Here is a 24692-nt window from a genome sequence, read left to right as displayed (position 1 = left end):
GTCCGCGCTAGGCTGGCGGGGCAATCCGGGGGCCGCCCATGAAAGTCACGTTCGACATCGACTGCACGCCGCAGGAGGCGCGCGCCTTTCTCGGCCTGCCCGACCTGACGCCGCTCCACGACGCCTATCTCGAGCGCATGAAGTCCTATGTCGTCGACGGGCTCAACCCGTCCGATTTCGAGAAGCTGGCGCGCACCTGGATGCCGGGCATCGCCGACAGCCTGGAGACGTGGCGCAACGGCTTCTGGTCGGCGATCCCCGGGGTCAAGCCGCCGGGATGACCGAGACGATCCATGCGCTGTCGTCGGGCGCGCTGCCCGCCGGCATCGCGGTGGTGCGCGTATCGGGGCCGGGGGCCTTCGCGGCACTGCGGCGCCTGACCCCTAAGCCGGTCGAACCGCGGCGCGCGACGCTGCGGACGCTGGCCAAGGACGGCGTCGTGATCGACACCGCACTGGTGCTGGCCTTTCCCGCACCCGCCAGCGCCACCGGCGAGGACGTCGCCGAATTCCACCTGCATGGCGGCATCGCGGTCGTCGCGGCGCTGTTCGCGGCGCTCGAACGGGCAGGGTCGCGGCTGGCGCGCGCGGGCGAATTCACGCGGCGGGCGTTCGATACGGGCCGCCTCGACCTGACGCAGGTCGAGGGGCTCGCCGACCTGATCGCTGCCGAGACCGAGGCGCAGCGGCGGGCAGCGCTCGACCAGGCGGGGGGCGCGCTGCGGCGGCGCGTCGAGGACTGGCGCGACCGGCTGGTCGTCCTGCTCGCCGATACGGAGGCCGAACTGGATTTCGCCGACGAGGGCGACGTTGTCGCGCGTGTGGGTGCGGGGGACGATGCCGTCGCGACGCTGATCGCTGAGCTCGACGCGGAACTGAGAGCTGCAGGGCGCGCACGGGCATTGCGGAACGGGCTGACTGTCGTCGTCAGCGGCCCGCCGAATGTCGGAAAGTCCAGTCTTATCAATGCTCTAGCAGGGAGAGATGTAGCGCTTGTGTCGCCGGTGCCGGGCACGACCCGCGACGCGATCGAGGTTCGGCTCGATCTTGGCGGGGTACTGGTGACGCTGGTCGATACCGCCGGCTTGCGCGACACGGACGATGCCATCGAGGCGGCGGGTATTGCACGGGCGCGTGAGCGGATCGCCGATGCCGACCTGGTTCTAGCGCTGCATTGCGACGGCGCGCCGGGCGACGGGGTGCCGGTTCGCACCAAGCGAGACCTTGGCAGGGCGGGCTATAGTCTTGCCGTCTCAGCTGTGACCGGGGAGGGGATCGCCGAACTTGAAGAGTGGTTGCGCGACTGGGCCACGAGCGTCGCGTCGCCGGGGGCTTCGGCGCTGCTGAGCCAGACCCGTACCCGCGACGCCTGTGCTCGCGCGCGCACCGAACTTGCCGACGCGGCGCAGCAGATCGATCCCGTGTTGCGTGCCGAGGCTCTGCGCCTCGCCCTGCGTGCGCTCGGAGAGATTACAGGCTCAGTGAATGTGGAAACGGTACTCGACGCCGTCTTCGCGCGATTCTGCATCGGGAAGTGAACCTGCACCGATGTTTCACGTGAAACGTCTGGCTCGAATCGCGCCAAGAGCGTAACGCGGGCGAGGTGCGGAATTTCGATGTCATAGTGGTGGGCGGGGGCCACGCCGGGTGTGAGGCTGCAGCCGCCGCAGCGCGTACCGGTGCGTCGGTTGCGCTGGTGACGCTCGACGCCGCGGACATCGGCGCCATGTCGTGCAATCCGGCGATCGGCGGGCTGGGCAAGGGCCATCTGGTGCGCGAAATCGACGCGCTCGACGGCCTGATGGGCCGCGTCGCCGATGCCGCCGCGATTCAGTACCGACTGCTCAATCGTCGCAAGGGTCCCGCGGTGCAGGGCCCGCGTGTCCAGTGCGACCGCGTCCGCTACCGCGCCGCCATGGGCGAGGCGCTCGCCGCGCAGCCGGGGATCGAGATCATCGTCGCGGAGATCATCGGCCTGCGCCGCGTGGCGGACCGTATCACCGGGGTTACGACCAGCGTCGGAGAACTGGGCGCGGCAGCGACGGTTCTGACGACGGGGACTTTCCTGGCCGGGGTCATGCACATCGGGGATGTCGCGACGCCTGGCGGCCGGGTAGGCGCTCGGCCTGCGACCCAGCTTGCTGCCGCAGTGCGCGCGCTTGGCCTACCGATGGCGCGGCTCAAGACGGGGACCCCGCCGCGCCTCGATGGACGGACGATCGACTGGGCTGCGGTCGAGTGGCAGGCGGGGGATGATGCGCGGGTGTATATGTCCGCGCTGACCCGCACCCCGACCTTGCCGCAGTTGGCCTGCGCCGTAACGCGCACCACGGTAGCGACGCACGACATCGTCCGCGCCAACATTGCCTTGGCACCGATGTACGCCGGGCAGATCGACGGCGTGGGCCCGCGCTATTGCCCGAGCCTTGAAGACAAGGTGATGCGCTTCGGCGACCGCGACGGCCACCAGATCTTCCTCGAGCCCGAGGGGCTCGATGACGCGACTGTCTATCCGAACGGCATCTCGACCTCTCTTCCCGAGGCCGTGCAGCGCGCATTGCTCGCAACGATCCCCGGGCTCGAGCGCGCGCGGATCGTGCGGGCCGGCTATGCGATCGAGTACGATCATGTCGACCCGCGCGCCCTGACACCCGGACTGCGCGTCGCCAGCATCGACGGCCTGTACCTTGCCGGGCAGATCAACGGTACGACCGGTTACGAAGAGGCGGCGGCGCAAGGGCTCGTCGCGGGCCTCAACGCCGCACGTGCCGCCGCCGGCCAGGACGGGGCGCGCTTCGACCGTACGTCGAGCTACATCGGCGTACTGGTCGACGATCTCGTCACACAAGGTGTCAGCGAGCCCTACCGCATGTTCACCTCGCGCGCAGAGTATCGCCTGCGGCTGCGGATCGACAATGCCGACGAGCGGCTCGGGGCGTTCGGCGCGCGCCATGGACTTATCGGTGCAGAGCGCCAAGCGGCGACGGCTGTGCGTGACGAGGTTCGCAGCCGGGCTCGAGCTCTACTCGAAACGCTACGCGCTACGCCGTCGCGGCTGCGGGCAATGGGGGTCGATGTCCGGCAGGATGGCGTCGAGCGCACCGCTTTCGACTGGCTACGCTTCGATGCGGTGACCTGGGATGTGGCTGCGCGCCTCTGGCCCGCGCTCGCCGACGTCGACGCCGATGTCGCGGCCACCCTGACCACCGACGCGCGCTATGCCAGCTATCTTGCGCGTCAGGACGAGGACGTTGCCCGTTTCGCACGCGACGAGGCGCTCGCGATCGAGGCGATCGATTTCACGGCCGTCGCTGGCCTGTCGACCGAGATGACTGCGCGTCTGAATGCCGCTCGCCCCGCGACGATCGGGGCGGCGTCGCGCATCCCGGGCGTGACACCTGCCGCGCTGACTGCGCTTCTCCCGTACGCCCGGCGGGCTGCCTGATGCTTGTTGATGTTTCACGTGAAACGTACGGCGCCGACCAGTTCGCCGAGCAGTTCGACGTTTCACGTGAAACATTAGCTTGCTTCGAGACCTACGCGGCGATGCTCGCCGAATGGCAGGGGCGCATGAACCTCGTCGGTCCTGCGACGCTGGCGCAGACGTGGGAGCGGCACTTTGCCGACTCGGCGCAACTTGTGCCCTTGGGCGCGGCGCCGTGGCTTGATCTGGGGGCGGGAGCAGGGTTGCCAGGGCTTGTCATCGCACTGCTCGGCGGCGGACCGGTCGATCTGGTCGAAGCGACGGGCAAGAAGACCGAATTTCTGGCCGCCGTGGCAGAGGCGACCGGCATCGCCGATCAGGTTCGCATCCACCGCTCCCGCATCGAGGCAATGCCATTGCTGCAGCCCGCGACCATCGTCGCGCGTGCGTGCGCGTCGCTGAGCCAGCTGTTCGACTGGGGCATCCGCTTCGCCGGGCCGACTACACGCTGGGTGCTGCCCAAGGGCGCCCGTGCTGCCGACGAGATCGCCGAAGCTCGGCTGCGCTTCCGCTTCGATCACGACCTCGTGCCCAGCGTCACCGACGCGCAGGCGCGGATCGTCGTCGCCACCAACGTGCGCCGCCGCTGATGCGCGTCGCGGTGGTCAACCAGAAGGGCGGCGTGGGCAAGACCACGACCGCGATCAATCTCGCCACCGCGCTGGCGGCGAGCGGGGCGTCGGTGCTGCTCGTCGATGCCGATCCGCAGGGCAATGCTTCGACGGGGCTGGGCGTCGATCGCCGGGCGCGGTCGCGGTCGATCTATGATGTCGTGCTCGGCGATGCGAGTCTGGCGGATGCGACCGTGCCGACCAGCGTGCCCGGCCTGTCGCTGGTACCGTCGACCGCGGCGCTGTCGGGCGCGGAGGTCGAGCTCGTCGGCGTCGAGCGGCGGCTGCACCGCATGGCCGATGCGCTCACGACGGACACCCATGACTGGCTGCTCATCGACTGCCCGCCGTCGCTCGGGCTGCTGACGATGAATGCACTCGTCGCGGTCGAGCGCATCTTGATCCCGTTGCAGGCTGAATTCTTCGCGCTCGAAGGGCTTAGCCAGCTGCTCGCCACCGTCGAACGCGTCCGAGCGGGCCCCAACCCGCGCTTGGGTATCCTCGGCATCCTGCTGACCATGACCGACCGGCGCAACCGCCTGTCGGAGGCGGTCGCCGCCGACGTGCGCGCGGTTATGGGGGCGCAGGTGTTCGACGTCATGGTGCCGCGCAATGTCCGCCTGTCGGAGGCGCCGAGCCACGGGCTGCCGGCGCTCGTCTATGACCTGCGCTGCCCCGGCAGCCAGGCCTATATAGCCCTCGCGCGCGAGGTCCTTGCCCGCGCAGTTCCAGAAAATCCAGTCAGGTCAATGGCATGAAGCATGGTCTCGGTCGCGGCCTGAGCGCGTTGATGGAGGAAGTGGCGGGCACTGCGCCGCTGTCGGCGCCACCGCGCAACATCGCCGTCGCGTCGATCGACCCCCGCCCCGGCCAGCCGCGCAAGCATTTCGACGCGGCGGCAATGGCCGAACTCGTCGAATCGATCCGCCATGCGGGCGTGCTCCAGCCGCTGCTGCTGCGCCCCAACAAGCCCGACAACGGGCGCTACGAGATCGTCGCGGGGGAGCGCCGCTGGCGTGCCGCGCAGGCGGCGGGGCTGCACGAGGTGCCGGCGCTGGTCCGCGACCTGCAGGACAATCAGGCGGCCGAGTTCGCGATCGTCGAGAACGTCCAGCGCGCCGACCTCAACCCTATCGAGGAGGCCGACGCCTATGCGCGGCTCCACTACGACTATCACTACAGCCACGAGAATATCGCCAGCGGCGTCGGCAAGTCGCGCAGCCATGTCACCAACATGATCCGCCTGCGCGACCTGCCCGAAGGCGTGCTCGATGCGGTGCGCGGGGGCAAGCTCGCGATGGGGCATGCGCGCGCGCTGCTGGGTCATCCCGAGGCCGAGGCGCTCGCGGCGAAGGCGATCGCCGGCGGCTGGTCGGTCCGTCAGGTCGAGGCGGCGGTCAAGGTCGGCGTGCCGGCGAAGCCCAAGCGCGCCGCAGCGCCCCGCGACGAGAATGTCGCCGCGCTCGAAGCACAGCTCGGCGAAGCGCTCGGTCTGCGGGTGCGCATCGAGGAGGGGGTCGTGAGCCTGCACTACAGCGATCTCGACCAGCTCGATCTGATCTGCGCACGCCTCGGCGGCGAGGGACGCTTCTAGATGTCGACGACCTTCACCCTCGACACCGCGACGAGCCGCGCGACGCCCACGCCCGCGCCGATGAAGCGGCTGACCGTGCCCGGTATCGCGCGTGCCAAGGGGGGCACGCCGCTCGTCATGCTGACCGCCTACACCGCGCGCATGGCGCAGCTGCTCGACGCGCATTGCGACCTGCTGCTCGTCGGCGATTCGCTGGGGCAGGTGATCTATGGCCTCGACACGACGGTGCGCGTGACGCTCGACATGATGTGCGCACACGGCGCCGCGGTGGTGCGCGGCAGCTATCACAGCGTCGTCGCGGTCGACCTGCCGTTCGGCACCTACGAGGCCGGCCCTGCGGCCGCGTTCGCCAGCGCGGCGCGCGTGCTGCGCGAAACCGGATGCGCCGCGGTCAAGATGGAGGGCGGGGCGGTGCTGGCCGACACGGTGCGCTTCCTCGTCGAGCGCGGCATCCCGGTGATGGGCCATGTCGGACTGACTCCGCAGGCGATCAACGCGCTCGGCGGCTATGGCGCGCGCGGCAAGTCGGACGCGGAGTTTGCCAAAATATTGAGCGATGCCAAGGCGATAGCGGACGCAGGCGCGTTTGCGATGGTCGTCGAGGGCGTCGTCGAGCCGCTGGCGCGGGCGATTACCGAGGCGGTGAAGTGCCCGACGATCGGTATCGGCGGGTCGCCGGCGTGCGACGGCCAGGTGCTCGTCGTCGACGACATGCTGGGCATGTTCGAGCGCACGCCGCGCTTCGTGCGCCGCTTCGACGATCTCGCGCCGCGTATCGATGCGGCGGCGGCGGCGTACGCGGGCGCGGTGCGCGACCGCAGCTTTCCCGCGGCGGCCGAACTCTACGGCGTCCCCCAACACCCTGTTGCCGGGGGTTAAGGCCTGCGCGTTCAATTGCGAATGCGCGCCCGCGCCGCTATGCACCCCGACAAACCCGACGAAAGCGACCGATCTTGGCCAAAGCGCCCCTGACCCCCGCCACCGACGACAGCTTCGTTCGCGAAGTCGACGAGGAATATCGCAAGTCGCAGCTGCAGTCTTTCTGGGCGCGCTGGGGCATCCTGCTGGTCGCCGTCGTGGTGATCGGCCTGGCGGCGCTCGGCGGTTTCCTGTGGTGGCAGGCCGAACAGCGCAAGCAGGCCGGCGCCACCGGCGAGGCGTTCGCGCAGGCGCTGACCAAGCTCGAGACGGGCAACCTGCCCGAGGCCGCGCCGATCCTGACGCGCCTCGCGAGCGGCGACGACAAGGGCTATGCGGCGCTGGCGAAGCTGACCCAGGCGGCGAACCTCGTGACCGCGGGCGACACCGCGGGCGCGACCAAGATCTTCGATAGCGTGGCGGCCGACACAACCCAGCCGCAGCCGCTGCGCGATCTCGCGACGATCAAGGCGACGCGGCTGGCGTACGACTCGCTGCCGCCCGCGACGGTGATTGCGCGCCTCAAGACGTTGAGCCTGCCGGGTAATCCCTGGTTCGGCGTCGCTGGCGAGATGACCGCGGTCGCGCATATCCGCGCCGGTCAGCGCGATGTCGCGGGCGCGCTGCTCGCTAGCATCGCCAAGGACACGACGCTGCCCGCATCGCTGCGCGGCCGCGCGCAGCAACTCGCCGGGAGCCTCGGCGTCGACACCGGGCCGCTGCCCAGGGGAGCCCAGTGATGCGCCGCAATCTGATCGCCGTCGCACTGCTGCCCGCGCTTGCGCTGGGCGGGTGCGGCATCTTCAAGGGCGGCAAGGCCAAGACGCCGACCGTCGGCGAGCGCGTCCCCGTGCTCGACTTCGAAACCCGCGTCGAGGCTGAGTCGGAACTCGCCGATCTCGCCGTCCGCCTGCCGCCGCCGGTCGCCAACGCCGACTGGACGCAGCCTGGCGGGTCGCCGTCGAAGTCGCTCGGCCATCTGTCGCTCCCCGATACGCTGAACGTCGCGTGGAGCGTCGAGATCGGCCGGGGATCGGACGCGACGCGCCGCCTGAACGCCGCGCCGGTGATCGCCGACGGCCGCGTCTACACGATCGATACCGAGGCCGGCGTCCGCGCTTTCGACGCCAGGACGGGTGCCGCGATCTGGTCGGCCGCTCTGCAGATGGAGAAGGAAGACAGGCGCTCGGCGTTCGGCGGCGGTGTCAGCGTGGGCGACGGGCGCGTCTATGCGACGACCGGCCAGGGCATCGTCGCGGCGTTCGACGCAGCGACCGGCGCGCAGGTCTGGAAGGTCACGCTCGGCACGCCGTTCCGCGGCGCGCCGACGGTCGCGGGCGGGCGCGTCTATGCGCTGACGCAGGACAACCAGCTGTTCGCGCTCGACGGCGCCAAGGGCACGACGACGTGGAGCGTCGCGGGCGCGGTGGAGAGCGCCGGCCTGCTCGGCACGGGCGCCCCGGCGTTCGCGCAGGATACTTTGGTGGTCGGCTATTCGTCGGGCGATCTCAATGCTTTGCGCGCCGAGAACGGGCGCACGGTGTGGACCGACGCGCTGTCGCGCACGGGCCGCACCACGGCGCTCAACGCGCTGACCGACATCGATGCGTCGCCGGTCATCGACCAGGGCCGCGTCTTCGCGATCGGCCATGGCGGGCGCATGGCGGCGATCGACCTGTCGACCGGGCAGCGCGTGTGGGAGCGCAACTTCGCTGGCACTTCGACGCCGTGGGTCGCGGGCGACTTCGTCTATGCCGTGACGCTCGACGGTGAAGTGGTCTGCGTGACGCGCGGCGACGGGCGCATCAAGTGGGTGTCGCGCCTGACGCGCTATGGCAACCTCAAGAAGAAGACCAAGCCGATCGAATATGCCGGCCCCGTGCTGGCCAGCGACCGGCTGCTGATCTCGGCATCGGACCGCCGCCTGATCACCGTGTCGCCCTACACCGGCAAGACGCTCTCGGAGGTCAAGCTGTCGGCTGCGGCCTATCTGCCGCCGATCGTTGCGGGCGGCAGCGTGTATCTGCTGACCGACGACGGCAAGCTGACCGCCTACCGCTAAGGGCCGGGGTCAGGGCTGGCGGGTGTCGGCGGCGCCGAGACCCATGCCCATGCCCATTCCCATTCCGCCGCCGCCGCCGCCTTCGCCGTCACCACCACCACGTCCCCCCTCGCGGCCCTCGCCCCGGCCGCGGCCGCCGGTGCTCGACGGGCGAGCCGGCCCCTGGCGCGGGATGGCCACGTCGGCGGGCATGGGGTCGAGGTCGAGCGCGGTGCGGATGAAGTCGCGCAATGAGACGACGAGGTCGTGGGTGTGAACCGGGCGCCCCGCGACGAGTTCGTTGGCGGCGCGCTCGGCGAGGCGGACGTGCGCCTCGGTGCCGAGCAGGATGATGTCCGACAGCGCCGCCTCGACGGCATCGCGGATGCGCCGGCGCCGGTCGGAGCCCGCCACCGCGGTCAGGTCGAGCGCGACGTCTGCCCCGCGCTGGTCGCGCAAATGGCTGGGATCCACCGCCAGATCGCCGGTGAACGACCCGCCCAGCACCTTGTAGGCGGCGATCAGCGTGCGCAGCCGCTCGTTGATCTGGCGGTTCATGCGCTCGCGCCGCTGCTGGATGGTCATCATCAGCACCAGCCGCACCCCGACGCCGATCAGCGTGACGAGCGCGAGGCCGAGCACCGTCGCGAGGATCGAGTGCCACGAGCTGAGATCGAGCATGCGCATTTTGCCTCCCCGCCCGCGGATCGGGCCGGGGGTACAACGCCGCGACCCCCTTGCCGGTCCGCGCCCCCGCGCCCTACAACCGCGCGATGTTCATTCGCCTGACCGATCAGATCAGCGTCGCGGGGCAGCTCGACCCCGGCGATCTCGCACAAGCAGCGGCCGAGGGGTTCGTGTCGGTGGTCAACAACCGCCCCGATGGCGAGACGTTCGACCAGCCGGCCGAGTCTGTCCTCGCCGATGCGGCGGCGGCGGCAGGCCTCGCGTACACGGCGATCCCGATCGATCACAGCGGCTTCACCATGGCGCAGGTCGAGGCGATGGCGGCCGTGCTCGATGAAGCAAGCGGCCCGGTGCTGGCGTGGTGCCGGTCGGGGACGCGCTCGGCGAACCTCTGGGCGCTGGCCGAGGCGCGGCGCGGCGGCGATCCGGACGCGATCGTCGCGGCGGCGGCGCGCGGGCGCTACGACGTGTCGGGGCTGCTGCCGACCCTGCAGTCGCTCAGCCCGCGGTGACGCTGTTCGCGGCCTCGCTGGCAGGGGTCGCGCTGCTCGTCGGCCTCGCCTGGGCTCTTGGGTTTCGCGGGTCGCCGCGGCTGGCCGACGAGGGCGAGGCGCGGGCGCTGGCCGACACCGCGCTCTACGGCTTCCGCGCCGATGCGGTGACGCTCGACCCCGATCGCGGCGGCGCGACGCTGACCGGCGATGGGCGCCGCGTGCGCATCGATGCGATGGGCGACCGCTGGGTGGTGCGCGAGGCATGACCCTGCCCAACGTCATCGCGCTCGCCACACCCGCCTTCGTGCTGCTGGTCGCGGCGGAGATGATCGCGGTGCGCCTCGGCGCGAAGGGCGCGTACGACTGGCGCGACACGGGCACGTCGCTGCTGCTCGGGCTGGGCAGCACGGTGGCGGGTGGGCTGTTCGGCGCGGCGATCGTCGCGGCGTACGGCTGGACCTTCGAATGGCGGCTGTTCGACATTCCGATCGCCTGGTGGTCGGGGGCGCTGTGCTTCGTCCTCGACGACCTGGCGTACTACTGGTTTCACCGCACCGCGCACCGCGTGCGCTGGTTCTGGGCGGGGCATGTCGTCCACCACTCGAGCCAGCATTACAACCTGACGACGGCGCTGCGGCAGACCTGGACGGGCTTCTTCGCGCTCAGCTTCGTCTTCCGTCTGCCGCTGTTCCTGATCGGCTTTCCGCCGGCGCTGGTGCTGTTCTGCGTCGGGTTGAACCTCGTCTACCAGTTCTGGATCCATACCGAGACGGTGCGACGCCTGCCGTGGGGGCTGGAGAGCATCCTCAACACGCCGTCGCACCACCGCGTCCACCACGGCAGCAACCCGCGCTATCTCGACCGCAATTTCGCGGGCGTGTTCATCGTCTGGGACCGGCTGTTCGGGACGTTCGAGCCCGAGGACGATGCCGAGCCGGTGCGCTATGGCCTCGTCAACAACCTCAGGACCTTCAACCCGCTGTGGGCGGCGTTCCACGAATGGGTGGGCATCGCGCGCGACGTGGTGCGGGCGCGGTCGCTGCGCGAGGCCTGGGGCCGCGTCGCCGGGCCGCCGGGCTGGGGCACGCCGCACAGTGCCGCCGCGATCCGCGCGCGCTGGGAAAGTGCAAACGATTCGCAGGCGGAACCGAAGCTGGTTGGAGGCGTAATGGCCGAATAACATTGGAGGAATTGGGACATGGCGACCAAGGCGACAACTCCTGCGAAGGCCCCGGCCAAGCCCGCCGCCAAGCCCCGATCCAAGGCGTCACCCGCCAAGCCCACAGCGCGCCGCGCCGCCGCCAAGCCCGCCACGGCGCCCAGCGTCACGGCCGTCCGCGCCGTGCCCGTGCCCGCGACGACGTCCAAGGCCGCGCCGCCCTCGACGATCAAGACCGCCGCGACGACGCTGACCCCCGACCCCAAGGCGGTCGCGATGCTGAAGGAAGATCACCGCGCCGTCGCCGCGCTGTTCAAGGAGTTCAAGGACGCGACGCCCGCCCGCCAGCTGGCGATCGCGCGCGAGACCAGCGCCATGCTCAAGGTCCACACGCGCATCGAGGAGGAGATTTTCTACCCCGAGATCAAGGCGCGGATCGAGGACGACATGGTCAACGAGGCGGTCGTCGAGCACGCGTCCGCCAAGGACCTGATCCTGCAGATCGACGCGATGACCGGCAAGGAGGAGCTGTTCACCGCCTCGGTGACTGTGCTCAGCGAGTTGATCGACCATCACGTCCGCGAGGAAGAGGCCGAAATGTTTCGCCAGGCGAAGGCGAGCGGCACCGACCTCGACGCGCTCGGCGAGCGCATGGAAGCGCGCAAGGCCGAGCTCGAGGCCGACAAGGCGTTCCTGACGACGGGCTGGCTGACGCCGCCGAAGCCGCGCTGATCCGTCAAGGCTTGCGGAAGCGATAGGCGAACTGGTCGGTCCGGCCGCGGATCGCGGGGTCGAAGACCATCGCGGTGCGCGCGTCGGCCGAGTTCGCCAGCAGCTTGCTCTCGCCGTCGAAGACGAAGCCGGTGGCCAGCATGTCAGCCTTGACCCGCGCGGGGTCGATGCGGTGCAGCGCCTTGCCGGTATCGACCGGGGGTGCCCCCGCGACCGCGGCATGGTCGATGACGATCAGATAGCCGCCGGGCTTCAGCGACGCGAAAACGCCCTTGTTGAACCCGGCGACCGCTTCGGCTGGCAGGAAGGCGTAGAGATCGTGGTAGTTCTGCGCGGTCCAGACGACGTCGAGGCTACCCGCCATCTCCGGGCCGATTGCGGGCACGACGCTGACGTTGCCGTAGTCCTTGTTCGCCGCCATGTCGGCGACCGCCTTGGCGGCGGCGGGATCGAGGTTGGCGGCCGCCGGCGGGATCACTGCGACGACGCTGCCGCCGGGTGCGACTGCGGCGGCGAAAACGCGCGTGAAATAGCCGCCGCCGGGCAGGAAATCGGCGACCTTGCTGCCGGGCTTGATCATCGCGAAGGCGACCATCTCGGCCGGGTGCCGCGCGGCGTCGCGTTCGATGTCGGCAGCGGGACGCGGCGGCGCGGCGAGCGCGGGGGTGGCGAGCCCAAGGGCGAGGGCGGCGAGCAGCAGCTTCATGTGGTTCTCCCCTGATTTTGGGGGATTGTTTCGCACTTAGAATGGAAAAATGGAAGAGCGTCGCGGCGAAGCCGCGAGGTCGGACGGGCGGCGGTGTATCCGCCGCTCCGCCGGCCGTGCTTGCGCGAGTCCGTGGTTAGCTCCGCTATCCACTGGCCGCGCTGCGCATAAAAAAAGGCCCGGCGGTTTAACCCGCCGGGCCAAGGTTGTTTCCTTGGGGAGGAACTCAATAGTTGTAGGCGCGCTCACCGTGGTCGGTGATGTCGAGGCCTTCGCGCTCGGCTTCCTCGGTCGGGCGCAGCCCGATCGTCTTGCCGATGATGAAGAAGAGAACCGCCGAGCCGATGCCCGACCACAGCAGGGTGATGCCGACCGCCTTGAGCTGGGTCACGATCTGCGCGCCCATGTCGTAGGTGCCGACGACCGCCGGGAAGACGGTGTAGTCGAAGAAGCCCTGGCCGCCGAGCGCCGGGTCGGCGACGATCGCCGTGCCGAGGGCGCCGACGATGCCGCCGACGCAGTGGACGCCGAAGACGTCGAGCGTGTCGTCGTACTTGAGCTTGTTCTTGATCGTCGAGACGAAGAGGTAGCAGATCGGCGAGACGACGAGCCCGAGGACGATCGAGGTCAGCGGCGCCGCAAACCCGCTGGCGGGCGTGATCGCCACCAGGCCGGCCACGGCACCCGTCGCGGCACCCAGCATCGACGGCTTGCCGTGGGTGATCTGCTCGATGATCGCCCAGCTGACGGCCGCTGCAGCGGTCGCGACGAAGGTGTTGATGAAGGCGACTGCGGTGACGCCGTTGGCCTCCAGGTTCGAGCCGGCATTGAAGCCGAACCAGCCGACCCACAGCAGCGACGCGCCGATCATCGTCATGGTCAGCGAGTGCGGCGGGGTGGCTTCCTTGCCGAAGCCGACGCGCTTGCCGATCATCAGGCAGCCGACCAAGCCTGCGATGCCGGCATTGATGTGGACCACCGTGCCGCCCGCGAAGTCGAGCGCGCCCATGCCCCAGAGATAGCCCGCGTCGGTCGGCGCGTCGGGCAGGAAGTCCGGGCCCGCCCAGTACCAGACCATGTGCGCGATCGGGAAATAGACCACCGTCAGCCACAGCACGACGAAGATCATCAGCGACGTGAACTTCACCCGCTCGGCGAACGCCCCGACGATCAGCGCCGGGGTGATGCACGCAAACGTCATCTGGAAGACGACGAAGGCGAACTCGGGGATGTAGACGTTGTTGGAGAAGGTCGCGGCGAAGGTGCCGCCGTTGACGCCCATCAGGCCCAGCTTATCGAAGCCGCCGATGAACGCCGGCGCGATGCTGTTCGTCGAGGTGAAGGCCAGCGTATAGCCCCAGCACACCCAGACGAGCGCGGCGATCGAGACGATCATGAACACCTGCATCAGCACGCTGAGCATGTTCTTGGTGCGCACCAGCCCGCCGTAGAACAGCGCCAGCGCGGGCACCGACATCATCAGCACGAGCGCCGACGAGATCAGCATCCAGGCGGTGTCGCCCTTGTCGACCATCGTCGCCATCTGCTCGACCGTCGGGGCCTTGATCAGATCGGCGGCCGCGGCGGGAAGCGCCACCGTCGCCGCAGCCACCCCCGCGGCCAGTCTCCAAATCGCTGTCATGCTGTCGGCCCCCTTAAAGCGCGGTGTCGTCGGTTTCGCCGGTGCGGATGCGCACCGCCGACGTGACTTCGGTGACGAAGATCTTGCCGTCGCCGATCGAACCCGTGTGTGCGGTCTGCTGGATCGTCTCGATGACGCGGCTTGCCATGGCGTCGGTGACGACGGTCTCGATGCGGATCTTGGGGACCATGTTGGTCGTGTATTCGGCGCCGCGGTAGATCTCGGTCTGGCCCTTCTGGCGTCCGAAACCCTTGACCTCGGCAACGGTCATCCCCTCGACGCCGACCGCGGTCAGCGCCTCGCGCACTTCGTCGAGCTTGAACGGCTTGATGATCGCAACGATCAGTTTCATGGCTGCACGGCCCCCTTTTTCGGGAGAGCGATGCACGGACCGTGCCAGTTGGCCTTCGCTGTTGCGGTGCAGCAAATCATGCCGCCGAACTGCATCAATTAGCGGCAGTTGCCCGTTTTCTAATCGTTAAGCGCCGCGATCGCCGCCCAGTTTTCGACCACGCTGGCGGCACCGATCTCGATCAGCTCGTGGGCGCGGGTGAAATTGCGGACGTCGACATGGCCGATCGCGGGGGCGAGTTCGAAGTCGGGCGGGTCGAGCGTCAGGCCCTGCCGCGCCAGCTGCGCCATCATCAGGCTGAGCCCCGCGCGCCCGACCCGAAGCGGCGTCATGATGCGCTTGCCCGGCGGCAGGCCGATCGCGGCGCGACGGAGATAATCGCCCTGAAGGTTGACCGCGAGAACCGGGGCATCGCTCAGCGCGCGCACCGCGGCGACGGGCACCGGGGTCATCACCCCGCCGTCGATCAGCACCATGCCGTCGCGGCGGACGGGCGGAAACACGCCGGGGATCGCGATCGAGGCGCGCACCGCCTCGACGATCGAGCCACGCGTCATCGCGATCTCGCTTCCCGAGACGATGTCGGCGGCGACCACCGCGCAGGGGATAAACAGATCCTCCAGCCGGTCGTGGCCGAAATGCTCACGCAGCTGCTTCGCGACGGTGCGCCCGCCGAGCACCGAGCCACGCCGCACGTCGATGTCGAGATATTTGACCACCGCGCGCAGGTTCGCCGAGCGCGCCAGATCCTCGAGCACCCCCAGCCGGTTGGCGGCGACGCACACCGCCGCCAGCGCACCGATCGACGTCCCCGACACGGCGTCGATGGTGACGCCGCGCGCGTGAAGCTCGCGCATCACGCCGATGTGGGTCCAGCCGAGGCCGGCACCGCCGCCCAGAGCCAGTGCCAGCCTCACAGGTCGAGCAGCGCCCGCGCGTCGGCTTCGTCGGCCTCGTCGACCATCAGGCGCACGCCCGACACCCCGGGACCGATGATCGAGGCGATGTGGCCGTCGAAGGTCACCGCAGGGATACCCGCAGTCTCCAGCCGCGACCGCATGATCGACGCGGCGACGGGGTCGAACACGGTATCGAGGACGATCAGACCCATCGCCGGCTCCGCGCGAACCGCAGATAGAAGAGCGCATTCAGCCCGAGCAGGATTCCGCCATAGACCAGCTGCGTCCCGCGGGTCAGCCCATCGGGGTAGATGATCGGCGAGAGATAATGATCGACGAATCCCTCGCCGTACCCTGCCGCCCCGGCCTGTGCGCGGAAATCGTTCTCCAACGTCGTCAGCGGGCACAGCCCGCCGCTGAACTCGATCCACGTCCCCCAGGCGAGCGCGGGCAGATGCAGGAACACCAGCCCCGGCCAGCGCACCAGCAGCGCCCCGCCGAGCAGCGCGAACAGGATGAAGGCGAAGTGCAGCGCCACCACCGCATCGGCGAGCGCCGCCGGGTTCACGCCGCGGTGCCGCCGACGGTCAGCCCCTCGATCAGCAGAGTCGGCTGGCCGACTCCTGCGGGCACGCTCTGCCCGCCCTTGCCGCACGTGCCGACGCCTTCGTCGAGCATCAGGTCGTTGCCGATGGCCTTCACCCGCGTCAGCACGTCGGGGCCGTTGCCGATCAGCGTCGCGCCCTTGATTGGCGCGCCGATGCGGCCGTTCTCGATGCGGTACGCCTCGGTGCAGCTGAACACGAACTTGCCGCTGGTGATGTCGACCTGCCCGCCGCCGAACGACTTGGCATAGATGCCCGACTTGGCACGGCTCAGGATCTCGCCGGGGTCGTCGGTGCCGCCAAGCATGAAGGTGTTGGTCATGCGCGGCATCGGCGCGTGGTTGAAGCTCTCGCGCCGCCCGTTGCCGGTCGGCTTGACCCCCATCAGCCGCGCGTTGAGGCGGTCCTGCATATAGCCCTTCAGGATGCCGTCCTCGATCAGCACGGTGCGCTCGGTCGGCGTGCCCTCGTCGTCGATGCTCAAGCTGCCGCGCCGGTCGTCGATGGCGCCGTCATCGACCACGGTGACGCCGGGCGCGGCGACGCGCTGCCCGATCAGGCCCGCAAAGGCGCTCGTGCCCTTGCGGTTGAAGTCGCCTTCCAGCCCGTGCCCGATCGCCTCGTGGAGCAGGATGCCCGGCCAGCCGGGACCGAGCACGACGGTCATCTCGCCCGCCGGTGCCGCGACCGCGTCGAGGTTGACCAGCGCCTGCGCCAGCGCCTTGTCGACCGCGTCGCCCCAGACGGCGGGGGTCATCAGATCGTCGTAGAGGTAGCGGCCGCCCAGCCCGTGGAAGCCGGTCTCGCGCCGGTCGCCCGACTGCGCGACGATCTGAACGTTGAGGCGAACCAGCGGACGGATGTCGCGGGCGCGCTGGCCATCGGCACGGACGATCTCGACCACTGACCACGATCCGAGCAGGCTGACCGAAACCTGCGCCACCCGCGGATCACGTGCCCGCGCCGCGGCGTCGATGGTCGACAGCAATGCGATCTTGTCGGCGAAGGGCACCGCGCTCAGCGGGTCGGTGCCGGTGTAGAGCTGGCGGTTGGTGCGCGGCGGGCCGTTCAGCGCGGCACTGCCGCCGTGCCCCGAGCGGACCACCGAGATCGTCTCCCCGGCGCGCCGGATCGCGGCATCGGACAGCTCGTTGGCGTGCGCGAACGCCGTCGTCTCGCCTGCCACGCCGCGCAGGCCGAAACCCTGGCTGGTGTCGAAGGTCGCCGCCTTCAGCCGCCCGTCGTCGAACGAGAAACTCTCCGACGCCGCATATTGCAGGTACAGCTCGCCGTCGTCACAACCGCGCAACGCATCGGCGACGAGGCGCTCGGTCCGCGCCGGATCGAGCTCGGTATTGCGGTAGAAGTGGCCGGCGGGGTCGAGCATGGTCATGGACGGGATATAGGGCGTGCCCCGCCTCCGCGACAGGTCAGAAGTCGCAGGTCAGCAGCCAGCGCTTCCCCGGGCGGTCGAGCTCGATCCTCGAGCAACGGTCGAGAACGTCGCGGCCGATCAGCACCCAGGCAGTGCCGCGGCGGCGTTTGGTCGCGGTGACCGTCAGCGTGTCGGCGTCGTCCTGCGCGGTGCTCGTGCCGGCCCTGGCGGCCGCGTCGAGTTCCTTGGCGCGCGCCTCGCTGATCCGCGCCGCAGGGCGGCTCAGCGGCAGGCCGAGCAGGCGGGCGCCGGGGGCGGGAACCAGCCGCTCGAAGGGCAGGCGGACGTTGGGGAAGGGCGTCCAGGCGCCGACCTGCCCGCCGCGCTTCAGCACGCCGGCGCGGACCAGCGCGTCGGCGGCGGTGGCGCTCATCACCGTTTCGGGGCTGACTAGGTCGAGCGCGACCGACAGCTCGGTGCCCGCGACGTTCGCCTCGACCGCCGCCTCGCCGCGGCCCTTGCGGTTCAGCGTCGTCACCGTGCCGTTCCCTGCGCGCTGAAGCACGACACGCTCGGCATCGAACGACAGGGCGGAGACGATGCCGTCGGCGTCGGCAGCGATCGCCTTGTCGATCCACACCGTCGGCACGTTCTGCGGCCGCGCGCCGGCCAGCCCGACGCCGTACATGTTGCCGCGCGCCACCGCCTCGCCGCCGGGGATCAGCGGGTTGCGCACCGTCTGCTTGCCGATGATCGGGAAGGCCTTGAGGTTCGCTGCCTGCGCTGGCCCCAGGTTGAGCAGCAGCGCATTGTCGAATCCCAGCGCGACACGCACCGGCAGCGTCTTGCCCTTGATCGTTGCGGTCGTGCGCGGCTGGGCATCGCGCGGCCAGTCGAGCGTCACCAGCGGCACCGGCTTCGCCGCCAGAGGCGTCGCAATCAGCAGCGCCAGTGCCGCCGCGCGGATCATCTCTTGTCCGCCGGGCCGCCCGCCAGGATGAAGCGCCGGTCGCAATAGCCGCAGTCGGCGTATCCCGACGCGCCCATCTGCAGCCAGACGCGCGGGTGGCCCGCGACGCCCTCGTCCTCGCCGTCGCAGACGACGCGCGTCGCATCGGTGACGAAGATCTGCGGCGGCGGGATGGTCTCCATGGGTGCAGCCCCTAGCAGCGCCGCGGCGGGCCGCAAAGTCGCACCGCCGATTTGTCACACGCGCGTCACCGCACCGTCACGCTCATGCTGCACCCGCGAACAAGACCAAGATCAAGACACCGGGGAATGACATGACTTTGAAGACGCTGCTGCTCGCCTCGATCGCAGGCATGCTGCCCTTTGCCGCGACGGCCCAGGAGGTTGCCGCCAACGACGCGTCGCTCGATCTGGAAGAGATCGTGGTGACCGCGCAGAAGCGCACCGAGCGGATCAGCGACGTGCCTATCACCATCACCGCCTATACCGGCAAGACGCTGCGCGACCTGGGCATCACCCAGTTCGACCAGCTGTCGGCGTTCGTCCCCGGTCTCAATGTCCAGGAGCAGAGCCCCAACAACCCCGGCTTCGTGATCCGCGGCATCACGTCGGACTCGGGGTCGGCGCAGGGTGCACCGGCGGTCACCATCTACCTGAACGGCGTCGACGTCAGCCGCTCGCGCGGGTCGTATTTCGACCTTTACGATCTCGAGCGTATCGAGGTCGTCAAGGGCCCGCAGGCGACGCTGTTCGGTACCGCTGCCGCGATCGGCGCGGTCAGCGTCATCACCGCGCGGCCGCAGCAGGAACTCGGCGGCGAGCTGCGGCTCGGCTACGGCAATTTCAACCAGTACCGCGCCGACGGCTTCATCACCGGCGGTAACGAGACGCTGCAGGGCCGCCTGGCGTTCGCGTTCAAGAAGCGTGACGGCATCGTCGAAAACATCGCCGGCGACCCTGGCTCGCAGACCCCGAACGGCCCCAAGCGCGACGATCTGAACGGGCAGGAGCAGTACGGCGCGCGCGCCTCGCTGCGCTTCACCAAGGGCGACGTGGTCGTCGACCTGATCGGCACCTACGACGGCCAGCGCGCGCCGGGCACGGCGTTCAAGTCGGGCACCTTCGCACCGACCGGCGGCAACACCTCGGCCTATACCTTTGCCGAGGCGTCGGGCTCGCCGTTCAGCAAGGAAATCCTGGGCGCCGACGATCTCGGCCTGACGCGCAACGTCTACGACGGCAATCTGACGGTTCGCTGGACGCCCGACGGGCCGTTCAGCTTCACGCAGATCCTGGGCTACCGGAAGTTCGATTCGAACGAGGTGTTCGACGCCGACGGCACCCAGGCCTTCTATCTCGAATTCGCCGAGGACGCGATCGGCGAGCAGGTCAGCAGCGAGACGCGGATCAACTATGATTCCGAAAAGCTGCGTGGCTTCGTCGGCTTCACCTATTTCCACGAGATCGGGTCGCAGCGCGTGCCCTTCTCGAGCGAGGAAGGCACCTTCCTGCAGTGCGCCGCGAACATCATCCCGGGCCTGGGGTGCATCAACGCGGCGGGCGTCGTGACCGCGGCGCGCGCCACCGCGCTGGCGACCGGCGGGCGCTTCACCTCGCTGCCCTATACCAGCACCTTCAAGAACGCCGCGCGCATCGACACCTTCTCTGCGTTCGCCGACGCGACCTATATCCCGACGCCGAAGCTCGAGCTGACGCTCGGCGCGCGCCTGCTGATCGAGCGCCGCAACAGCTTCTTCGAGGCGAGCGCCCCGCGTGCCGTGCTGACCGGCGCGCCGCTGATCCCGGGCCAGGTCGATACCGCCGGGCAGACCTTTGCTGCCGAGGGTGATTTCCAGGCCTTCCTGCCGCGCGCCAACCTGCTCTTCAAGGCGACGCGCGGGGTGAACTTCTACCTGACCGCGTCGCGCGGCCGCCGCTCGCCGGTCGTCCAGCTCGGCGCGCTCGCGACGCCCGCCGGCCCGGTCGCCAACCGCACCGACGTCGGCCGCGAGCAGGTCTCGAACTACGAAGGCGGCATCAAGCTGGCGCTTGGCCGCATCACCGGCAGCCTCGGCTATTACAAGCAGAAGTACGACGGCTTCCAGGTTTCGCTGGTGACCCCGGGCCTGCCTGCGCAGACGGTCAGCGCCGGCACGGCGACGGTCGACGGGATCGAGGGCGAGGTCGCGGTGCAGGTTTCCGACATCCTGTCGTTCTTCGCCAACGGTGCGTGGATCGATGCCAAGGTCGACGAGAACCCCGCCTTCCCGACCTTCTCGGGCGATCGTTTCCGCCTCCAGTCGAAGTATCAGGCGGCGGTCGGCGGCACGCTGACGGTGCCGGTCACCGAGAAGGTCGCGGTGTTCGCGACCCCGACGATGACCTATCGCTCGAACCTGTTCTTCGAACTGCCCAACAACCCGCTGACCTTCCAGCCCGCGGTGACGCTGGTCAACCTGCGTGCGGGTGTCGAGAGCCGCGACGGCAAGTGGCAGCTGCTCGGCTTCGCGACCAACCTGCTCGACCGTGAATATCTGATCGACGGCGGCAACACCGGCGGCGCGTTCGGCATCCCGACGTACATTCGCGGCACGCCAAGGTTGTACGGCGTCGAGGCGGTGTTCCGCTTCTAGCATCCGTTCGGGGGGTGGCGGCACCGCACGCGGACCGCTATCCCCCGCACATGACCGCCGCCATCTCGCTGAACGGCCTCGCCAAGACCTATGCCAATGGCAAGGTCGCGCTGGGCGGCATCGACCTCGATATTCCGCGCGGCAGCATCTTCGGGCTGCTCGGCCCCAACGGCGCGGGCAAGTCGACGATGATCAACATCCTCGCCGGACTGGTCAACAAGTCGGCCGGGACCGCGTCGATCTGGGGCTTCGACATCGACGCGAACCCGCGCAACGCCAAGGCGTCGATCGGCATCGTGCCGCAGGAAATTCTGTTCGACGCCTTTTTCACGCCGTTCGAGACGCTCGAGCTTCAGGCCGGCCTGTATGGCGTTCCGCCGAAGCAGCGCCGGACGATGGAGATCCTGCGCGCCGTCCGCCTCGACGACAAGGCGCACACCTATTCGCGCACCCTGTCGGGGGGCATGAAGCGCCGCCTGCTGGTGGCGAAGGCGCTTGTCCATAACCCGCCGGTGCTGGTCCTCGACGAGCCGACCGCGGGCGTCGACATCGAGCTCAGGCAGCAGCTGTGGGACTATGTCCGCGAGCTCCACGCCGGTGGCACGACGGTGGTGCTGACGACGCACTATCTCGAGGAGGCGGAGGCGCTGTGCGACCGCATCGCGATCATCGACCAGGGCCGCATGGTGGCGAACGACCTCACGCACACCTTGCTCGCCACCGCACAGGACAAGATGCTGATCGTTACCCTTGACGCCGATATCGCGGCCGCGCCCGAAGGGCTCGGCGAGCGCGTCGAACTGCGCGGCGAACGCACGCTGGCGATCACCTATGACAAGAGCCGCACCCAGGCGGGCGCGCTGCTCGCGCAGATCGGCAACGTCGGGCTGACGGTCGTCGACGTCTCGACGCAGGAGGCCGACCTGGAGGATGTCTTCCTCAAGCTGACGCGGCGCGCGGCATGAGCCGCACCCCCGAATCGCAGGTCTACGACGTCGTCGTCATCGGCTCGGGCGCGGCGGGGCTGACCGTCGCGCTGAACCTCGCCGCCGACTACCGCGTTGCGGTGTTGGCCAAGGGCGATCCCGGCGCCGGGTCCACCGCCTGGGCCCAGGGGGGGATCGCCGCGGTGCTCGAACCCGGCGACACGGTCGAGAGCCATATCCAGGACACGATGGTCGCCGGCGGCGGCCTCAACGACCGCGCCGCAGTTGAATTCGTCGTCGAGAACGCGTCCGCCGCGATCGACCGGCTGGCGGACCTCGGCGTGCCCTTCAACGTCGGCGAGGTCGCCGACGAGCGCTTCCACCTGACGCGCGAGGGCGGGCACAGCCACCGGCGGATCGTGCACGTCGACGACGCCACGGGCTGGGCGGTGCAGGCGGCGCTGCAGAAGGCCGCCGAGGCGCACCCCAACATCGTCATCCTGTCCGGACAGGTCGCGCTCGACCTGATTACCGAGCGTCATGTCGAGGGGCAGCGCTTCGCGACGCGCGGCTGCCACGGCGTCTATGCCTTCGACACGGGCGCGAAGAAGGTCCGCCGCCACGTCGCGCGCGCCGTCGTGCTGGCGACCGGCGGCGCGAGCCGCGTGTATCAATATTCGACCAATCCCGACGGCTCGACCGGCGACGGCATCGCGATGGCGTGGCGCGCCGGGTGTCGGGTTTCGAACATGGAATTCAACCAGTTCCACCCGACCTGCCTCTACCACCCGCGGGTCAAGAACTTCCTGATCACCGAGGCGGCGCGCGGCGAGGGCGGGCATCTGAAGCTGCCCGACGGGACGCGCTTCATGGGTCGCTACGACGAGCGGCTCGAGCTGGCGCCGCGCGACGTGGTGGCGCGTGCCATCGATGCCGAGATGAAGCGACTGGGACTCAGCCATGTCCTGCTCGACCTGACGCACCTCGGCGCCGAGTTCATCGTCCACCATTTCCCGATGATCCACGCGCGGCTGCTCGAACTCGGCATCGACGCGACGATCCAGCCGATCCCGGTGGTGCCGGCGGCGCACTATACCTGCGGCGGCGTACTGGTGGACCTGGCGGGGCGCACCGACCTCGCGGGCCTGTACGCGGTGGGCGAAGTCTCGCAGTCGGGCCTGCACGGCGCCAACCGGCTGGCGTCGAACTCGATCCTCGAATGCCTCGTGTTCGGCCAGGCCGCCGCCGACGATATTCGCGCCCGCTGGGCCGAGCTGCTGCCGCCGCCTCCCGTGCGCGCCTGGGACGAAAGCCGCGTCACCGATTCGGACGAGGAGGTCGTCGTCGCGCACAATTGGGCGGAGCTGCGCCGCTTCATGTGGGACTATGTCGGCATTGTCCGCACCGACAAGCGCCTCGAACGCGCCGCGCACCGGGTCAAGCTGCTGAGGAAGGAGATCGCCGACTACTACGGCAATTTCCGCGTGACGCCCGATCTGATCGAGCTGCGCAACCTCGTCCAGGTCGCCGATCTGATCGTCCGCTCGGCGCGCGCCCGCAAGGAAAGCCGCGGGCTGCATTTCACCAGCGACTATCCCGCGACGGCGAAGGTCGCGAAGGACACGGTGCTCGACCCGGTGACCTCGCGGTGATCCTGATGGCGCTCGCCTTTATCGAGGTGCACCGCCTCACCCCCCAGGACGCCGACGCGGCGCGCACCGCGGGCGAGGAACGCGCGCTGGCGCAGATGGTCGCCGCCGACGAGGCGGCGCGCGCCAAGCGGCGGGCGCAGACGATTTTGGGCTTCGGCCTCGGCACGGGAATCACGCCGCAGGGCTATGCACCGCTCGGCGATGTCGGGCAGAACGGCTTCGTCTTCACGCCGGGCTCGATCGGCGCGCGACGGTTCAGGGACTGACTGACTGACGGGGGGAAATTCATGCGCCGGTTGATGATTGCCGCACTGCTGATCGGCGTGCCCGCCGCGGCGCAGGATTATTCGAAGGTCGTGATCAAGACCGAGACGCTCGGCCCCGGCGTCCATGTCCTGTTCGGCGCGGGCGGCAATATCGGCGTCTCGACGGGGCCCGACGGCAGCGTGCTGATCGACGATCAGTTCGCGCCGCTGACCGAGAAAATCGTCGCGGCGGTCAAGGCGCTGTCGCCCGGGCCGGTGCGCTTCGTCATCAACACCCACTGGCACGGCGATCACAGCGGCGGGAACGAGAATTTGGGGAAGGCCGGCACGGTCATCGTCGCGCACGACAATGTGCGGAAGCGCATGGCGAGTGAGCAGTTCATCGCGCTGATGAAGCAGACGGTGCCCGCGTCGCCCGCCGCCGCGCTGCCGGTGGTGACCTTCGACGCCGCGTCGAGCCTGCACCTCAACGGCGAGGAGATCCGCGCGGTCCATGTCGACCCCGCGCATACCGACGGCGACGCGCTGGTCGTGTTCACGAAAGCCAACGTCATCCACATGGGCGACACGTATTTCGCCGGCAACTACCCCTTCATCGACCTGTCGTCGGGGGGCAGCGCGCGCGGGCTGGTCAAGGCGATCGACCGCGGCCTCGCGCTCGGCAATGCCACGACAAAGTATATCCCCGGGCACGGCCCCGTCACCGACCGCGCCGCGCTGCAGGCCTATCGCGCGATGCTGATCGACGTGATCGCGCGCGTCGAAAAGCTCGTCAAAGCCGGCCGCACCCCTGATCAGATCGTCGCCGCCAAGCCGACCGCCGACCTCGACGGGAAATGGGGTCAGGGTTTCATGAAGCCCGACGTGTTCGTGCGGATCGTCGCCGAGAGCCTCGCCGCGAAGCCGCACACCCATGCGGCCGGCGGCAAGCACCATTAGGGCACCGCC

Annotated in this window: 28 protein-coding genes; 18 read left to right on the top strand and 10 right to left on the bottom strand. The window is 69.4% G+C overall.

Translation table 11 applies throughout. From position 1 onward, the window contains the following. Nucleotides 1-38 precede the first annotated feature (38 nt). From FMM06_RS15520 to FMM06_RS15480, 9 genes are all read left to right on the top strand, one after another. Complete coding sequence (locus FMM06_RS15520; RefSeq protein ID WP_144335227.1) at nt 39-281, top strand: DUF6489 family protein; 243 nt, start codon at nt 39-41, stop codon at nt 279-281. Continuing rightward, a complete protein-coding gene (gene mnmE, locus FMM06_RS15515) occupies nt 278-1537 on the top strand; it encodes a tRNA uridine-5-carboxymethylaminomethyl(34) synthesis GTPase MnmE (protein ID WP_144335226.1) in 1260 nt (419 codons plus the stop codon). Before FMM06_RS15520 ends, mnmE begins: the two co-directional genes overlap by 4 nt. Before the next feature lie 65 nt (nt 1538-1602). Next, nucleotides 1603-3444, top strand: coding sequence for a tRNA uridine-5-carboxymethylaminomethyl(34) synthesis enzyme MnmG (mnmG, locus tag FMM06_RS15510; protein WP_144335225.1), 1842 nt, complete (start codon nt 1603-1605; stop codon nt 3442-3444). After that, nucleotides 3444-4073: a 16S rRNA (guanine(527)-N(7))-methyltransferase RsmG gene (locus FMM06_RS15505; RefSeq protein ID WP_144335224.1), complete on the top strand. Its 630-nt coding sequence runs from the start codon at nt 3444-3446 to the stop codon at nt 4071-4073. Before mnmG ends, FMM06_RS15505 begins: the two co-directional genes overlap by 1 nt. After that, nucleotides 4070-4852: a ParA family protein gene (locus FMM06_RS15500; RefSeq protein ID WP_144335514.1), complete on the top strand. Its 783-nt coding sequence runs from the start codon at nt 4070-4072 to the stop codon at nt 4850-4852. The genes FMM06_RS15505 and FMM06_RS15500 overlap by 4 nt, the downstream gene beginning before the upstream one ends. Next, complete coding sequence (locus tag FMM06_RS15495; RefSeq protein ID WP_144335223.1) at nt 4849-5688, top strand: ParB/RepB/Spo0J family partition protein; 840 nt, start codon at nt 4849-4851, stop codon at nt 5686-5688. Before FMM06_RS15500 ends, FMM06_RS15495 begins: the two co-directional genes overlap by 4 nt. Continuing rightward, the gene (gene panB / locus FMM06_RS15490) at nt 5689-6567 is read left to right on the top strand and encodes a 3-methyl-2-oxobutanoate hydroxymethyltransferase (RefSeq protein WP_144335222.1); all 879 of its coding nucleotides are present in this window, start codon (nt 5689-5691) and stop codon (nt 6565-6567) included. Nucleotides 6568-6641: 74 nt separating this feature from the next. Next, the gene (locus tag FMM06_RS15485) at nt 6642-7346 is read left to right on the top strand and encodes a tetratricopeptide repeat protein (protein WP_185965220.1); all 705 of its coding nucleotides are present in this window, start codon (nt 6642-6644) and stop codon (nt 7344-7346) included. Continuing rightward, the gene (locus tag FMM06_RS15480; RefSeq protein ID WP_144335220.1) at nt 7346-8668 is read left to right on the top strand and encodes an outer membrane protein assembly factor BamB family protein; all 1323 of its coding nucleotides are present in this window, start codon (nt 7346-7348) and stop codon (nt 8666-8668) included. Before FMM06_RS15485 ends, FMM06_RS15480 begins: the two co-directional genes overlap by 1 nt. A gap of 9 nt (nt 8669-8677) precedes the next feature. Here FMM06_RS15480 and FMM06_RS15475 read toward each other — a convergent pair whose 3' ends face one another. After that, the gene (locus tag FMM06_RS15475; RefSeq protein WP_144335219.1) at nt 8678-9334 is read right to left on the bottom strand and encodes a hypothetical protein; all 657 of its coding nucleotides are present in this window, start codon (nt 9332-9334) and stop codon (nt 8678-8680) included. A gap of 86 nt (nt 9335-9420) precedes the next feature. On the opposite strand from FMM06_RS15475, the gene FMM06_RS15470 reads away from it, so the two are divergent. From FMM06_RS15470 to FMM06_RS15455, 4 genes are read left to right on the top strand one after another with little or no spacing between them, the layout of a single operon-like run. Next, nucleotides 9421-9846 carry a TIGR01244 family sulfur transferase gene (locus FMM06_RS15470; protein WP_144335218.1) on the top strand — a complete coding sequence of 142 codons (426 nt, stop codon included), beginning with the start codon at nt 9421-9423 and terminating at the stop codon, nt 9844-9846. Next, entirely contained in the window at nt 9843-10094 is a 252-nt protein-coding gene (locus FMM06_RS15465) for a hypothetical protein (RefSeq protein ID WP_144335217.1), read from the top strand. Before FMM06_RS15470 ends, FMM06_RS15465 begins: the two co-directional genes overlap by 4 nt. Further along, nucleotides 10091-11008, top strand: a complete 918-nt coding sequence (locus FMM06_RS15460; RefSeq protein ID WP_144335216.1) for a sterol desaturase family protein — start codon at nt 10091-10093, stop codon at nt 11006-11008. Before FMM06_RS15465 ends, FMM06_RS15460 begins: the two co-directional genes overlap by 4 nt. Nucleotides 11009-11026: 18 nt before the next feature. Further along, on the top strand, nt 11027-11719 hold the full coding sequence (locus FMM06_RS15455) for a hemerythrin domain-containing protein (protein ID WP_268900733.1): 693 nt from the start codon (nt 11027-11029) through the stop codon (nt 11717-11719). 4 nt (nt 11720-11723) lie between these two features. Here the strand turns inward: FMM06_RS15455 and FMM06_RS15450 are convergent, their stop codons facing one another. The 9 genes from FMM06_RS15450 to FMM06_RS15410 all read right to left on the bottom strand — a co-directional run bounded on the left by FMM06_RS15450 (nt 11724) and on the right by FMM06_RS15410 (nt 18450). Beyond that, nucleotides 11724-12425 (bottom strand): class I SAM-dependent methyltransferase, encoded by a 702-nt coding sequence (locus FMM06_RS15450; protein WP_144335215.1) that lies wholly within the window; start codon nt 12423-12425, stop codon nt 11724-11726. Between the two features lie 226 nt (nt 12426-12651). Next, the gene (locus FMM06_RS15445) at nt 12652-14067 is read right to left on the bottom strand and encodes an ammonium transporter (protein ID WP_144335214.1); all 1416 of its coding nucleotides are present in this window, start codon (nt 14065-14067) and stop codon (nt 12652-12654) included. Between the two features lie 13 nt (nt 14068-14080). Continuing rightward, the gene (locus FMM06_RS15440) at nt 14081-14419 is read right to left on the bottom strand and encodes a P-II family nitrogen regulator (protein WP_144335213.1); all 339 of its coding nucleotides are present in this window, start codon (nt 14417-14419) and stop codon (nt 14081-14083) included. Nucleotides 14420-14538: 119 nt separating this feature from the next. Then, on the bottom strand, nt 14539-15336 hold the full coding sequence (locus tag FMM06_RS15435) for a patatin-like phospholipase family protein (RefSeq protein WP_144335212.1): 798 nt from the start codon (nt 15334-15336) through the stop codon (nt 14539-14541). Further along, entirely contained in the window at nt 15333-15530 is a 198-nt protein-coding gene (locus tag FMM06_RS15430; protein ID WP_144335211.1) for a putative signal transducing protein, read from the bottom strand. Before FMM06_RS15430 ends, FMM06_RS15435 begins: the two co-directional genes overlap by 4 nt. Beyond that, nucleotides 15521-15886, bottom strand: coding sequence for a DUF2784 domain-containing protein (locus FMM06_RS15425; protein WP_144335210.1), 366 nt, complete (start codon nt 15884-15886; stop codon nt 15521-15523). The genes FMM06_RS15430 and FMM06_RS15425 overlap by 10 nt, the downstream gene beginning before the upstream one ends. Further along, complete coding sequence (tldD, locus tag FMM06_RS15420; protein ID WP_144335209.1) at nt 15883-17316, bottom strand: metalloprotease TldD; 1434 nt, start codon at nt 17314-17316, stop codon at nt 15883-15885. The genes FMM06_RS15425 and tldD overlap by 4 nt, the downstream gene beginning before the upstream one ends. Before the next feature lie 37 nt (nt 17317-17353). Next, nucleotides 17354-18268 carry a hypothetical protein gene (locus FMM06_RS15415; protein WP_144335208.1) on the bottom strand — a complete coding sequence of 305 codons (915 nt, stop codon included), beginning with the start codon at nt 18266-18268 and terminating at the stop codon, nt 17354-17356. Further along, on the bottom strand, nt 18265-18450 hold the full coding sequence (locus FMM06_RS15410) for a zinc-finger domain-containing protein (protein ID WP_144335207.1): 186 nt from the start codon (nt 18448-18450) through the stop codon (nt 18265-18267). Before FMM06_RS15410 ends, FMM06_RS15415 begins: the two co-directional genes overlap by 4 nt. Before the next feature lie 131 nt (nt 18451-18581). Here FMM06_RS15410 and FMM06_RS15405 point away from each other — a divergent pair, with 131 nt between their 5' ends. The 5 genes from FMM06_RS15405 to FMM06_RS15385 are packed head-to-tail and all read left to right on the top strand — an operon-like array spanning nt 18582 to nt 24683. Beyond that, a complete protein-coding gene (locus tag FMM06_RS15405; protein WP_144335206.1) occupies nt 18582-20900 on the top strand; it encodes a TonB-dependent receptor in 2319 nt (772 codons plus the stop codon). Between the two features lie 50 nt (nt 20901-20950). Further along, nucleotides 20951-21865 (top strand): ABC transporter ATP-binding protein, encoded by a 915-nt coding sequence (locus FMM06_RS15400; protein WP_144335205.1) that lies wholly within the window; start codon nt 20951-20953, stop codon nt 21863-21865. Further along, on the top strand, nt 21862-23478 hold the full coding sequence (nadB, locus tag FMM06_RS15395; protein ID WP_144335204.1) for an L-aspartate oxidase: 1617 nt from the start codon (nt 21862-21864) through the stop codon (nt 23476-23478). The genes FMM06_RS15400 and nadB overlap by 4 nt, the downstream gene beginning before the upstream one ends. 5 nt (nt 23479-23483) lie before the next feature. After that, the gene (locus tag FMM06_RS15390; protein WP_144335203.1) at nt 23484-23744 is read left to right on the top strand and encodes a hypothetical protein; all 261 of its coding nucleotides are present in this window, start codon (nt 23484-23486) and stop codon (nt 23742-23744) included. A 21-nt stretch (nt 23745-23765) separates the two neighbouring features. Then, nucleotides 23766-24683 (top strand): MBL fold metallo-hydrolase, encoded by a 918-nt coding sequence (locus FMM06_RS15385; protein WP_144335202.1) that lies wholly within the window; start codon nt 23766-23768, stop codon nt 24681-24683. The last annotated feature ends 9 nt before the right edge of the window (nt 24684-24692 follow it).

Origin of the sequence: Glacieibacterium frigidum (assembly GCF_007097155.1) — a bacterium.
Taxonomy (GTDB): Bacteria; Pseudomonadota; Alphaproteobacteria; order Sphingomonadales; family Sphingomonadaceae; genus Glacieibacterium; species Glacieibacterium frigidum.
This window is presented reverse-complemented; position numbering and strand designations above follow the sequence as displayed.